General features: G+C 73.5%; 13 protein-coding genes. 6 read left to right on the forward strand and 7 right to left on the reverse strand.

Translation table 11 applies throughout. The features are described 5' to 3' along the window. The first annotated feature begins 108 nt into the window (after window positions 1-108). On the forward strand, window positions 109-1632 hold the full coding sequence (locus ACIBK9_RS20300) for an alpha/beta fold hydrolase (RefSeq protein ID WP_397160147.1): 1524 nt from the start codon (window positions 109-111) through the stop codon (window positions 1630-1632). A 47-nt stretch (window positions 1633-1679) separates the two neighbouring features. Here ACIBK9_RS20300 and ACIBK9_RS20305 read toward each other — a convergent pair whose 3' ends face one another. Continuing rightward, complete coding sequence (locus ACIBK9_RS20305) at window positions 1680-2936, reverse strand: cation:proton antiporter (RefSeq protein WP_397160149.1); 1257 nt, start codon at window positions 2934-2936, stop codon at window positions 1680-1682. 185 nt (window positions 2937-3121) lie between these two features. On the opposite strand from ACIBK9_RS20305, the gene ACIBK9_RS20310 reads away from it, so the two are divergent. Together ACIBK9_RS20310 and ACIBK9_RS20315 are read left to right on the forward strand one after the other, a co-directional pair. Further along, window positions 3122-3643, forward strand: coding sequence for a snapalysin family zinc-dependent metalloprotease (locus ACIBK9_RS20310; protein ID WP_397160151.1), 522 nt, complete (start codon window positions 3122-3124; stop codon window positions 3641-3643). Between the two features lie 124 nt (window positions 3644-3767). After that, complete coding sequence (locus ACIBK9_RS20315; protein ID WP_397160153.1) at window positions 3768-5189, forward strand: hypothetical protein; 1422 nt, start codon at window positions 3768-3770, stop codon at window positions 5187-5189. On the opposite strand, the gene ACIBK9_RS20320 is transcribed toward ACIBK9_RS20315, so the two are convergent. Continuing rightward, window positions 5164-5694, reverse strand: a complete 531-nt coding sequence (locus tag ACIBK9_RS20320; RefSeq protein ID WP_397160155.1) for a GNAT family N-acetyltransferase — start codon at window positions 5692-5694, stop codon at window positions 5164-5166. The two genes, ACIBK9_RS20315 and ACIBK9_RS20320, sit on opposite strands and share 26 nt — an antisense overlap. 64 nt (window positions 5695-5758) lie before the next feature. Continuing rightward, entirely contained in the window at window positions 5759-6358 is a 600-nt protein-coding gene (locus ACIBK9_RS20325) for a hypothetical protein (RefSeq protein WP_397160157.1), read from the reverse strand. Window positions 6359-6421: 63 nt separating this feature from the next. Between ACIBK9_RS20325 and ACIBK9_RS20330 the strand changes: the two genes are divergently transcribed. Continuing rightward, entirely contained in the window at window positions 6422-7036 is a 615-nt protein-coding gene (locus ACIBK9_RS20330) for a TetR/AcrR family transcriptional regulator (protein ID WP_397160159.1), read from the forward strand. Window positions 7037-7090: 54 nt separating this feature from the next. Beyond that, window positions 7091-7561 (forward strand): nitroreductase family deazaflavin-dependent oxidoreductase, encoded by a 471-nt coding sequence (locus tag ACIBK9_RS20335; RefSeq protein WP_397160161.1) that lies wholly within the window; start codon window positions 7091-7093, stop codon window positions 7559-7561. Window positions 7562-7657: 96 nt separating this feature from the next. On the opposite strand, the gene ACIBK9_RS20340 is transcribed toward ACIBK9_RS20335, so the two are convergent. Further along, a complete protein-coding gene (locus ACIBK9_RS20340; protein ID WP_397160163.1) occupies window positions 7658-8065 on the reverse strand; it encodes an ATP-binding protein in 408 nt (135 codons plus the stop codon). A 186-nt stretch (window positions 8066-8251) separates the two neighbouring features. Further along, on the reverse strand, window positions 8252-8803 hold the full coding sequence (locus ACIBK9_RS20345) for a helix-turn-helix domain-containing protein (RefSeq protein ID WP_397160165.1): 552 nt from the start codon (window positions 8801-8803) through the stop codon (window positions 8252-8254). 72 nt (window positions 8804-8875) lie between these two features. Between ACIBK9_RS20345 and ACIBK9_RS20350 the strand changes: the two genes are divergently transcribed. Beyond that, on the forward strand, window positions 8876-9712 hold the full coding sequence (locus ACIBK9_RS20350; RefSeq protein ID WP_397160167.1) for an alpha/beta fold hydrolase: 837 nt from the start codon (window positions 8876-8878) through the stop codon (window positions 9710-9712). Here the strand turns inward: ACIBK9_RS20350 and ACIBK9_RS20355 are convergent. Together ACIBK9_RS20355 and ACIBK9_RS20360 are read right to left on the reverse strand one after the other, a co-directional pair. Beyond that, a complete protein-coding gene (locus ACIBK9_RS20355; protein WP_358293550.1) occupies window positions 9702-10244 on the reverse strand; it encodes an isochorismatase family cysteine hydrolase in 543 nt (180 codons plus the stop codon). The genes ACIBK9_RS20350 and ACIBK9_RS20355 overlap by 11 nt on opposite strands. 64 nt (window positions 10245-10308) lie before the next feature. Further along, window positions 10309-12057: a glycoside hydrolase family 75 protein gene (locus ACIBK9_RS20360; protein ID WP_397160169.1), complete on the reverse strand. Its 1749-nt coding sequence runs from the start codon at window positions 12055-12057 to the stop codon at window positions 10309-10311. Window positions 12058-12254 lie beyond the last annotated feature (197 nt).

Raw genomic sequence — 12254 nt, forward strand, 5'->3', positions numbered from 1 at the left:
GGGGCCGAGCGGAAGGTCCTCAGGGATGACTCCGGTCTCCTCCTCCAGTCGGATGGTCTTGTCGGAGGAACTGATCGATGATCAGGTCCCCGAACGATTGGAGTCGCGATGCGAAGACCAGTCCTGATCCTCACCCTCTTATCGGCCCTCGCGGCGCCGCTCGCGCCGGTCCCCGCGGCCGCCGCCACCGCCCCGGCCGTGCGGTGGGCGCCGTGCGCGGAGGACCCCGCGGCCGACTGCGGGACGCTGACCGTGCCGGTCGACTGGAACGACCCGCGCGCCGGGACCTTCGAACTGGCCCTCGCCCGGCGCCGGGCGAGCGACCCGGCCGCCCGCATCGGGTCGCTGGTGATCAACCCCGGCGGCCCCGGCGGCTCCGGCGTGGACGCCGTGGTGAACAACTGGCTCAGCTTCACCCCCGAGATCACCAGCCGCTTCGATGTGGTCGGCTTCGACCCGCGCGGCGTGGGCCGCAGCCATCCCGTCACCTGCTCGCTGGAGCTCGCCCAGCAGGCGCCCGACCCGCTGTCGATCAAGGACCAGGCCGGCTGGGACGCCCTGCTCGCCTTCAACCGGCGCTACGGCGAGGACTGCCGCCGGCGCACCGGCCCGCTGTTCGACAACGTCCACACCGGGTACGTGATCCGCGACCTCGACGCCCTGCGCGCCGCCCTCGGCGACGACAAGCTGACCTACTACGGCGTCTCGTACGGCACCCTGATCGGCCAGCTCTACGCCGAACGCTACCCGCGCCGCGTCCGCGCCCTCGCGCTGGACAGCAACATGGACCACAGCCTGGGCACCCAGGCGTTCCTGGACACCGAGGCCTGGACCTCCCAGGACTCCTTCAACGAGTTCGTGGCCTGGTGCGGCCGGACCGGCTCGTGCGCGCTGCACGGCAGGGACGTCCGCGCGGTGTGGCACGAGCTGCTGGCCAGGGCCGACCGGGGCGAGCTGACCTTCCCCGGGCAGCCGGACGTCAAGCTGCGCAGGCTCGACCTCATCGGCCTGGCCTTCGGCGCGTTCTACGGCCCGGCCTGGAGCCAGCTCGCCGAGCTGCTGGCCGCCATGGAGAGCGGCGCCGGCCCGGTCAGCCCGCTCTTCGCGCCGCCCGTCCGGGCCGCCGGGGAGACCGTCAACGACGCGAGCTTCGTCTTCTGCCAGGACTACGCGCTGCCCGTCCGCGGCTACCACGACTGGGACCGGCTGCTCCGCAGGTCGGCGGCCGTCGCGCCGGACATGCTGGTCAGCGCCGCGGCGCACCCGCTCGCGCTGGCCTGCCAGGGCACGGCCACGCCCAACCGGCAGCACCGGCTCAGGGTGGACGGCTCGCCGGCGCTGCTGCTCGGCAACGCCCTGCACGACCCGGCCACGCCGTACGTGTGGGCGGCCTCCACGGCGCTGCAGGCCGGCCGGCAGGCCCGGCTGCTGACCTACGAAGGGTGGGGGCACGGCATCTACGGGCGCGGCGAGTGCACGACGGCCGCCTTCGACCGCTACCTGCTCTCCCGCGACCTGCCCGCCCAGGGCGCCCGCTGCCCGGCCGTCCCGCCGGACGAGACGTCGCTCAGGCGGGTCCCGCCCCCGAGCCCGCTGCCCGGCCGCCCCGGGTGGACGTCCGTCCTGCGGTAACCGGATGGTGACGCGGCCTCGCGGCCCCCTCTCCGCGAGGCCGCGTCCTACCCCCGCGCGCCCGTCGCCAGGCGCTCGCGGAGGGCGTCGAGGCGGGCCATGGCCGGGGTCGCGGTGATGCCGTGCAGGACGACCGAGAGCACCACGGTGAAGGCCGTCACCGCCCACAGCTCCTCGGGCGGCACGCCGAAGTCGGCGTGGCCGAGCGCGTACGCCAGGTAGAACAGCGACCCCACCCCCCGAATCCCGAACAGCGAGATGACCCGGCGCTCGCGGGGGCCGGCCGGGCCCCGGACCTGGGAGAGCCAGCCCGCCAGCGGCCGGATGACCAGGATCAGCAGCACCCCGACGAGGGCGCCGCGCCAGGTGAGCGGGGCCAGGCCGCCGGCGGCGACGAATCCGCCGAGCAGGAGCAGCAGCCAGGAGGTGAAGAGCCGTTCGAGCTGCTCGACGAAGCCGTGCAGGACGTTGTTGTAGCCGTGTCCGTGCTCGACCCGGCGGATGGCGCAGGCGGCGACGAACACGGCGATGAAGCCGTAGCCGCTGACCAGCTCGGTGACCCCGTAGGCGAGCAGGGTGGCGCCCAGGGCGACGAAGCCGTCGCGGCGCTCGGCCAGGCGCAGCTCCTCGGCGGGGGAGTGGAAGAACAGCCGGCCGAGCAGGCGGCCGATCAGCAGGCCGCAGACGACCCCGGCGACGATCCGGTAGAGCACGTCCGTCAGCGCCCACTCGCCCGTCCAGCCCAGGCCGCCGGCGGTGGCCAGGGCGATGGCGGCGTACACGATGGGGAAGGCCAGCCCGTCGTTCAGGCCCGCCTCCGAGGTGAGGGCGAAGCGGACCTCGTCGTCGGCGTTCTCGGCGTCGGCGGGCTCGCCCACGCTGACGTCGGAGGCGAGCACCGGGTCGGTCGGCGCGAGCACGGCCCCCAGCAGCAGCGCGGCGGCGACGGGCCAGCCCAGCACGCCGGAGGCCGCCGCCGTGACCCCGGCGACGGTCAGCGGCATCGCCCAGCCGAGCAGCCGCCAGGTCGTCGACCAGCTCCGCAACCCGATCCGCCGGTTGAGCGCCAGCCCCGCGCCCATGAGCGAGACCAGCACGCAGATCTCGGTGATGTGCTCGACGGCCGCCCGGTGGGCGACGGGATCGGGCTCGGGCAGCCCGATCGGCAGCAGGTACAGCCCCATGCCGCCGAGCAGGTAGACCAGGGGAGGGGAGAAGGCCCGGCGGGCCAGCAGGCCGGGCAGGACGGCGGCGAGCAGCGCGGCGGCGCCGCCGAGGGCCAGGACGAGATCGGGGGTGGACATCCCGGCCCCACTGCCCTGATCAACTCAGGACAATCTTCCTTTTATGCGCGCAAACCGCCCCGTATCGCTCGGATCGGCAAGCCGGGGCGGTCGTCGGCATATCGCGGCAATATGCACTAATAGCTACTTTCCCGCCCCTGACTGCGCGCCTACCGTGACAGGACCCCCCAACTTCTGGAGGATCCGTGTCAAGGTCTCTCCGTGTCACGCTCTCCGTCGTCCTCGTCCTCTCCTTCCTGCTGGTCACCTCCCCGGCCCAGGCCGCCGTGCTGGTCCGGGTGCTGCGGTACGACGCCTCCCGGTCTGCGGAGTTCGTCACCGTGATCGACCAGGCCGCCCAGGTCTGGAACGCGAACGTGGTGAACGTCCGGCTCATGCAGGGCACGCCCGCCAGCTTCGTCGTCCTGGCCGACAACAACTGGCCCAGGACGCTGCCCACCAGCCTCGGCCGCGGCACGATCTGGATGGGCCGCCAGGCGGTCAACCAGGGCTACTACCCGCTGCGGATCGCCACCCACGAGATCGGTCACATCCTCGGCCTGCCGGACCGGCGCACCGGGCTCTGCGGCGACCTGATGTCCGGCTCCAGCGCCCCCGTGAGCTGCACGAACGCCACCCCCAGCGTGGCCGAGCGGGCCGAGGTGGACCGCAACTTCGCCGGCAGCGCACCCGCGGTCGAGTTCGGCCGCGTCCACGAGGACCGCTGACCTCCAACGCACCCGTCAGGCTGTCTCACTCCGCGCCGCCCCGCCGGTTCGTCCGGCGGGGTTGGCCGCAGGGCCGTGATCGTATTGTCTGGGAGCAATCGCCCCCCGACGTGAGGATCAGCGCATGCCCCGTTCGAGAGCCGTCCTGTCAGCCCTCGCCGCCGCGGCCTCGGTCCTGACGGCGGGCGGATCGGCCGAGGCGGCGGCGGACGTGCCGTTACCCTCGGCGGTCTTCCGCGCCACGCACAACAGCTACTCGGGCAACATCAACGGCGCCAGGAACTCGATCGCCTACCAGCTCGACCACGGCGTCCGCTTCGTCGAGCTCGATGTGCACGACAACGGGTACGCCACCGCCCGCGACTACTCCGTCGGCCACGACGCCCCCGGCGACGAGGTGGACCACGCGGGCAACCCGGCCTCCAACCTCCTCGGCGACTGGCTCGCGGTGATCGCCGGCTGGTCGGCGGCCCATCCCACGGCCGCGCCGATCGTCGTCGCCCTCGACCTCAAGGACGACCTGACCGACAACCCGTCCTACGCCGCGGGCAACCCGGCCGCGCTGAACGACGAGCTCGTCGCCGCCTTCGGGCCGCGGCTGCTGCGGGCCGAGGACTACCCGGCCGCCCCGCCTGCCGTGGACGCGCTGCGCGGCCGCGTGCTCCCGGTGATCTCCGGCGACGGCACGACCCGCACGCTGTACAAGCGCGACCTCGGCTCGAACCCGGCCGTCGCGGCCAACGCCCGCGGCCAGGTCGTGGAGGTGCACGACTCGGGCGCCGGAGCGCTGTGGTACTGGACCGGCGCGTACGGCGCCGACGGCCGGGTGACCTGGCTGCGCCACGGCAGGTACGACAGCGGCGTCACCCCCGCCGTCGCCCTCAACGACAACGGCGACCTGGTCGAGGTCCACCAGTCGCAGAACGCCACCACGCTCTGGTACCGGGTGGGACGCCTGGACGCCGCCGGCGAGATCACCTGGTCCGCCAGCCGCCAGTACGACAACGGCGTCCTGCCGACCGTCCGCTTCACCGACGCGGGCGGGACCCGGCTCCGGGAGATCCACCGCAGCCAGAGCAGCAGCCAGAACTGGGAGTGGTCCGGCACGCTCGACGCCGGCGCGGCGAGCGTCGCGTGGAGCGGCAACGCCAGGACCTCCGACGCCCGCCACGACAAGACCACCTCCTACGGCGGCGCGCCGCGCGTGCACGTGTGGACCGGCGCCGACGGCCCGACCCCGTCGCGGACCCTGCGGGTGGACACCGACGCGTTCACCGGCGACCGCATCCGCCACCGGCAGGTCGCCTTCGCCGAGTTCCAGCAGGGCGACAGCGCGGAGCTGCGGCAGGACGCGCTGTTCTACGCGGCGCCCGCCGGGCAGTCGTCGTTCATCACCGACGCGCGGCGGGCGGGCCGGCTCGTCCGCGGCTGGGACTTCGACTCGGCGGGCCAGGCGACCGATCCGCCGGCGAACTACCCGGCCACCAACCATCCCTACGACGCCTGGTACCAGGACCTGCTCACGCGGACGGGCGCGGTGGAGTGACCGGCGGACGGCGGCGGGTCAGCACGCGGGTGGTGCCGCCGTCGTCCTCGGTGATGTCGCGCACGTGCTCGAAGCCGAGTTTGCGCAGCACGGCCAGCGAGGCGAGGTTGTCCTGCGCGACGGTGGCGTGCACCTCGGTCAGGCCGAGGGCGTCGAAGCCGTGGCCGACGATCGCCTCGGCCAGCTCCCGGCCCAGGCCCGCCCCCCACACCGCGGGGACCAGCGCGTAGATGAGCTCGTGGCCCGACACGGTGTCGGTCGGCTTGATCTCGGCGTGCCCGATCAGCTCGCCGTCCCGGCGTACGGCCCAGACGGCGAACAGGTCCTGGGCGTAGACCTTGGTGAAGATGCGGCCGAACAGCGCGCGGTCCTCGGGCTCGGTGGCGGTGCCGTCCCCCATCCAGCGCGTGACCCGTGGATCCTGGAACATGGCGACGAACGCGTCCTCGTCGGCGGGGACGTACGGCTCCAGCAGCAGCCGCTCGGTGCGCAGAGTAGGGGTCATGAACGGCGAACCTACTCGAACGCCGCGCGCCCCGACGACTCCTTTTCCGCCGGGGCGCCGCAGGTCACGCCTCCAGTTCGGCCGCCCGGCGCAGGTCCTTGGGCCGGCCCAGGGCGCGGCGCATCCGGATCAGGTCCTCCCGCGAGACGTAGTGGACCTCCAGGCCGCCGAGGCCGGTCGCGGTCAGCGCGCGGTCCAGGCACTCGCCGACCCGAAGCCCGCCCCAGGGGAGCGCCGGGGTGCAGCAGTCGCCGCCGGCCCCCGGCGAGGTGAACTGCGTCTTCGGGCGCAGCAGGGAGTCCGGGTGCAGGGGCAGCGGGCCGCCCGTCTCGTCGGCGAGCCGGGCGCCGACGGAGGCGAAGGCGGCGGCCAGGGCCGGGGCGTGGGCGGGGTGGCCGTCCCAGAGCAGGTCAAGGTCGCCGGTCAGCTCGGCGGAGCCGTGCATGATGCCGGCGACCTGCCCGATCACCACGGCCCGGACGCGATGCCGGTGCAGGGCTTCCAGCAGGGGAAACGGGTCGAAGCCGAGGGCGCCGTCGGTGCCGATGGTGCCGGCGTCGTCGTCGGCGTCCTCGTGGCCCACGCCGGTGGCCCCCCGGTCCAGGGCCAGTTCGCGGGTACGTCGTGCGGCGGCGCGGAGGCGGTCCAGCGGTTCGTCGATCATCCGGACATGCAACACCGGCCGCCGCCATGGCGCACGCGATTTTCCCCGTGCTAACTTGGCCGTATGACCAACTTGGCCGATCGGCCAAATTCGGCGCGTGGCGACCGCCGTCGTGAGCAACTGGTGGAGACCGGGGTCGCGCTGCTGGGTGAGCACGGGTGGCCCGGCGTCACCACGCGGGCCGTGGCCGAGCGGGCCGGCACCAACCCCGGCCTGATCCACTACCACTTCGGCGGGCTGCCCGGCCTGCGTGAGGCGATCTTCCGCCGCGCCACCGACCTCGTCGTCGGCCCGCTGGTCACCGAGCTGCTGGCCGCCGACGACGAGCGCGCCGCGCTGGCCCTGCTGCGCGGCCTGCCGGCCCAGGCGGCGGCCGACGGGCCGACGACCCGGCTGGCCGCCGAGCTGATCGTGGGCGCCACCCGCGATCCGGCCCTGGGCGCCGTGCTGCGCGACGAGCTCCGCCGGGCCCGCGGCCGCATCGCCGCCCGTCTCGGCCGCCTGCGCCCCGGCTGGCCGGCCGACCGCCTCGACGGCGTCGCCACGCTCGTCACCGCCGCGATCGACGGGCTGATGCTGCACCACATGATCGACCCCGCCCTCCCCGTCGGCGCGGCGCTGTCGGCGGTGGAGGACCTGCTGGAGGCGGGCGAGTCGGCCGCGTCGCCGCCCGGCTGACGGAGACCGTCCTCGACCGGGCCGTCCAGGATCCACCACGGAAGGAGACCGACCATGGAGATCGTCAGCAGACCGGACCCGCCGACCGGGCTGCGCCGCCGGCTGTGGCGGCTGCCCATCCTGCTGTACCGTCTCGGCCTCGGGCCGGTGCTCGGCGGACGCGTCATGCTGCTCACCCACACCGGACGCGTCTCGGGCCTGCCCCGCCGGGCCGTCATCGAGGTCGTCCAGCGCGACGGGCAGGGCTACGTGGCCGCCTCCGGCTTCGGCCCCAAGGCCGACTGGTACCGCAACGTCATGGCCACCCCGCAGGTGAGCCTGCAGGTCGGCGGCCGCCGCTGCCGCGCCACGGCGGTGCCGCTGGAGCCCGGCGAGGGCGCGGACATCATGGCCCGGTACGCCCCCCGCCACCCGGCCGCCGCCCGCCGGCTCTGCCGGATCATGGGCTTCGCCGTCGACGGCGGCGTGGACGACTACCGCGAGGTGGGCAGCCGCATCCCGTTCGTCCGGTTCGTTCCGGAGTGATCGGCGAAGCCGTCCAGGGCCTTCAGGATCTCCTCGCGGAAGGCGCCGCTCCCGGTGTGCCCGGAGTCCTCCACGACCACCAGGCGGGCCCCGCTTTCACGGCTGCCCGTCCTGGTCCGCGGGGGCGCGGCGGATGAACAGCTCCAGCCGGGAGCGGCCGTCCGGGTGGTCGAGCGTCACCCGGTCGCACACGCGCTGCATCATCCACAGCCCCATGCCGCGCTGCGGCGGCCAGGCCGGGACGCGGCTGAGGTGGGCGTGCGTCAGGGTGCCGCGCTCGTCGATCACGTGCACCGTCACGCCGTCCTCGTCGCTGCGGGCGCTCACCGTGCCGGGCGCCTGGGCGTGTTCCAGGACGTTGCCGGCCGCCTCGCTGACCGCCAGCACCAGCCGTTCCACCCGCCGCCTGTCGAGCCCCGCCTCCAGGGCGAAAGCGCTGACCAGGCCCCGCAGGTGAGCCAGGTTCGTACCGATCGGCACGTGCAGCCCGAAGGACTCGCCCATGGTCACCGCCTGATTCGTCCCGTTGGTCGGTACCGGCCCCCCGCCGCGAACGAGCGGAGTGTGAATGCGGCCGCTCATCCGTCAGTGAGCAAATCCTAAGCACCCTGATACGACATTCGACCGGAAATTCCGTTCAACCCCTCCGGGGGGCGCGCCGCGCCTGCCCGGGATGAGGACGACCTCGGGCTACCGGCCGGTTCCGGGCGCGGGCGGCTCGCCGGAGGGGAACAGGATCGCGCTGAGCAGGTAGGGGGCGCGGCCGGGGGCCGGGGCGTTGCCCAGCCGGTCGCCCAGCACCGCCAGCAGGTCGGTCAGCATCGCGGCGAGCTCGCCGGGGCTGAGCCACACGGTGCCCTGCCGGTAGGAGACCGAGTCGGCGACCGGATCGGCGCCCTCGCGGCGCAGGTAGGCGTCGAACTCGGCGATCAGGACGGCCATGGCGGCGGCGAAGCCCCTGCGGTGGTCGTCGAGGGACATCGACGCGGCGGCCCCCGCGTCGATCGCGGGACGGTCCTGGCGCAGCCGGTAGCGGCGCTCGGTGGCCCCGCGTACGCGCTGCTCGCCCTCGACCTCCAGGAACCCGCCCTCGGTCAGGTGCGCGACCTGGCGATAGACGGTGATCTTGGGAACCTCGGGCATGCGGGCGCAGAGCTGCGCGATCGTCATCGTGCCCGCGGCGGCCACGGCGTGCACGATGCGCAGCCGTACGGGGTGCAGCAGCTGCTCGACAGGGTCCATGGCCTAACGATTTCATATGAGATACCGTTATCCAAAATGAAAACGTTAGGTTCGCGGAGCGGAGGAGGCGGCATGCGGGACGTGCCGGGGCGGACGGTGCCGGTGAACGGCCGGAACGTCTATGTCGAGGTAACCGGTGAAGGCCCCTTACCGGTGGTGTTCGAGGCCGGCGGGGGCTGCGGGCGCACCTGCTGGGACGTGGTGACGCCGCTGCTGGCGAGCAGGGCGCGGCTGGTGACCTACGACCGGGCCGGGCGCGGGCGCAGCGGCCCCGCCACCGGGCCGCTCGGCATCGACGACCTGGCGGCCGACCTGGTCGCGATGACCGAGGCCGTCGTGCCGGGGGAGTTCGTGCTGGTCGCGCACAGCATGGGCGGGCTGGTCGCGCGCCGTGCCGCCGAGCTGCTGGGGTCCCGGCTGCGGGGGCTGCTGCTGGCCGACGTCCTGCCGGAGACCTCGCCGGTGTACGACACCTGGGACCGGACCGCCGCGCAGGTCGACCGCGTGATGGCGGTGACGCAGGCGCTCAGCCGGTTCCGTCCGCCGGCGCGGCTGTTCAGCGGGAACGTCCGGCGGCTGTTCCCCGCCGACACCTACCGGACCATGCTCGCCGAGGACTTCACCCCCGCCGGGGTCGCCCGGACGCGCCAGGAGATCCGGGCCGTGGCCGCCGCCATCCCGGAGTTCCGGGCGCGCCCCCCTCGGCTGCCGCGCTGCCCGACGATCGTGTTGTCGGTGACCCGCGCCGCCCGAGGGCGGGAGCGCCAGCACGCCGCCAACCGCGAGCACCAGCGCCGCTACGCCGACAGCCTGCCCGACGGGCGCCACGAGGACGTCGTGTCGGGCCATCTGGTCCAGGCCGAGCAGCCACACCTCGTCGCCGACCGCACGGCCGAGCTCATCGGGTGAAGCAGTCGCCGGACGGGGTGAGCCGGGCGGACATGTTGCGTTCCATCATGTTCAGCGCCGCCTGCCCGAGATCGTGGTGGATGGCCGCCACGCAGTCGGGCGGCACGGTCAGCTCGTAGTGCCGCACGTACGCGTCCAGCGCGCTGTACAACACGCACTGCTCCGTCACCTGCCCGGCCAGGACGACCCGCTCGACCCCGCTGTGCGACAGCAGGTACTCCAGCGACGTGCCGAAGAACGCGCTGTGCCGCACCTTGGGCAGGAACGCGCACCCCGGGGGCGGCAGGACCGGCTGCACCAGGTCCGGCCGCCGGCCCTTCATCGCCCGCTCCTCGATCTCCCGCCGGTCGGCGGCGAAGTCGCCGTAGTTGTCGTTGACGTAGACAAGCTCGACGTCGTCCCGCTCGCGGGCCCGCGCCACCAGGTCCGCGAGCGGCTCGACGATCGGCTCCACCTGCCGGACGAGCAGCTCGGCGTCCTGGTGCTCGTACGGGTTCAGCATGTCGATGACGACCAGTGCAGATCTTGCCATAATCCCTGTCCTGTCCAGCTACCTGCTGTTTTATCCAGGACAAATCAGGGCATGGCGTGGTCGGTCAGTTGGCGTCGATGAACCGCTGGGCGAGGGTCCGGCCCAGCGTCACGGCCTGGTCGTGGTTCTCGATGGCCGCCACCTTCGTCCCGGAGCCGGTGAACGCGATGTACGTGACGCCGGAGTCCGTGCCGCCGTTGCTCGGGTCGGGGTTGATGCCGAGGTCGGCGGCGGTGCGGTAGGAGGCTTCGCCGATGATCCCGGACGGGCCGGTGTCGCCCGTGACCGCGTACTCGACCTGGCCGTTGTAGATGACCGCCACCACCGTCCCGCAGCCGATGCCCTTGGTCCGGTAGTCCCAGATCGAGCTGGGGCTCGGCACCACCACGTACGGGAGCTGCGCGGCGTTGAGCGGCGTGTCCGAGGTGGTGTGGCAGAACGTCTCGGCCTGGAAGCAGCAGTCGGTGCTCTCGTTGCACTGCGCGGTCCGGACGCCGTCGCAGTCGATGTCCAGGTCGCCCTTCCAGAACACGCCGCCGGTCTTGCCGCACACCGCGACGGTCCCGGAGGAGACGTCGGAGTCGGTCTTGTACTTGCCGTTGGAGATCTGGGCGCACGTGGTGACCTTGGCGAGGAGCTGGTCGGCGGTGGGCCCGCCGGTGCCGCCGGTCGTGGTGCCGGTGACCGCGGCGCTGTGCCCGGACTCGTTGCCCGCCGCGTCCACCGCCGTGATCGTGTACGTGTGGGCGGACCCGGCGGCCAGCCCCGCCACCGTGGCGCTCGCGGTGGGCGAGGTCGCCACCACGGTCGTGCCCTCGTAGACGCGGTAGCCGGTGACGCCCACGTTGTCGGTGGAGTCCGTCCAGGCCAGGGAGATGCCGGTGGCCGAGACGCCGGTCACCCGCGGGCTCGCCGGCACGGTGGGCGCCTGGCCGTCGGCGCCGCCGGCGCCGCTGACCGACAACCTGTCCACGTTCGGGCCGCCCTCGGCGCCGGTCCCGGTCGCGCGGACGGTGTTGACGCCGGCGTTCAGCGTCACCGTGGCGCGGACGTCGGCCCAGGTGTCCCAGCCGCCGGTGCCGGGGAAGGCCAGGCCGGTCACCGCCGTGACGCCGTTGACGGCGACGTCCATCGGGCGGCCGGCGGCGGTGCCGTTGGCGTAGCGGAAGGTCAGCGTGTGGCTGCCGGCCTCGGCCACGTTGACCGACCATTCGACCGAGCCGCCGGGGGCGTTGACGTAGTCGACGAACCCGGCGCCGGTGTAGCCGGTGTGGTTGGTGGCCACGCTCGCCCCCGTCAGCGTCGCGGCCTCGGCCTGGTACTCGGTGGCCGGGGCGTCGGCGGTCGTGGCCTCCAGGAAGTCGAGGTTGGGGTTGCCGCCCGCGGACGCGGCGGTGACCCGGATCTTGTTGTCGCCCCGGTTCAGGGCGGCGGTGAGGGTGGAGGTCGCCCAGGTGTCCCAGTTGGCGGTCGCGCCGAACGAACGCCCGGCGGACACGACCGTGCCGTTGACGGAGACGTCGGCGACGCGGGCCGAGCCGGTGCCGTTGGCGTACCTGATGGCCAGGGTGGCGGTGCCGGCCGCCGGAGCGTCCACGGTCCACTCCGTGTACGGGCCGGCCGCGTTGACGCTGTTGACGAAGCCGGTGCCGGAGAATCCGGCGTGGTTCGCCTCGACGGCGCCCTGGACGTTGGCGGCGTTCTCGGCCTCGTAGCGCACGGTCGCCGCGCGCGCGGGCAGCGCCACGAGCGCGGAGACGGCCAGGCACGCGGCGGCGACCGGGACGAGGGTGCGTAAGCGGGTTGCGAGCACGGTCACTCCCTCGGGGGGTTATTGGATGGCGGAGCGGCGGATCGTGTCGGCGCTGCCGTCGCCGTTGTTGTCGGAGTTGGTCGAGCCGAACCAGATGGCGGCGGCGCCCGGCACCTTCTCGACCAGGCGCAGCCTGCCGTACGTGCCGTTGAAGTAGGAGTTGACCGTCGAGACGTTCTCGCCGTTCAGGACGATGC

This window comes from Nonomuraea sp. NPDC050227 (assembly GCF_044459705.1).
GTDB lineage: Bacteria > Actinomycetota > Actinomycetes > Streptosporangiales > Streptosporangiaceae > Nonomuraea.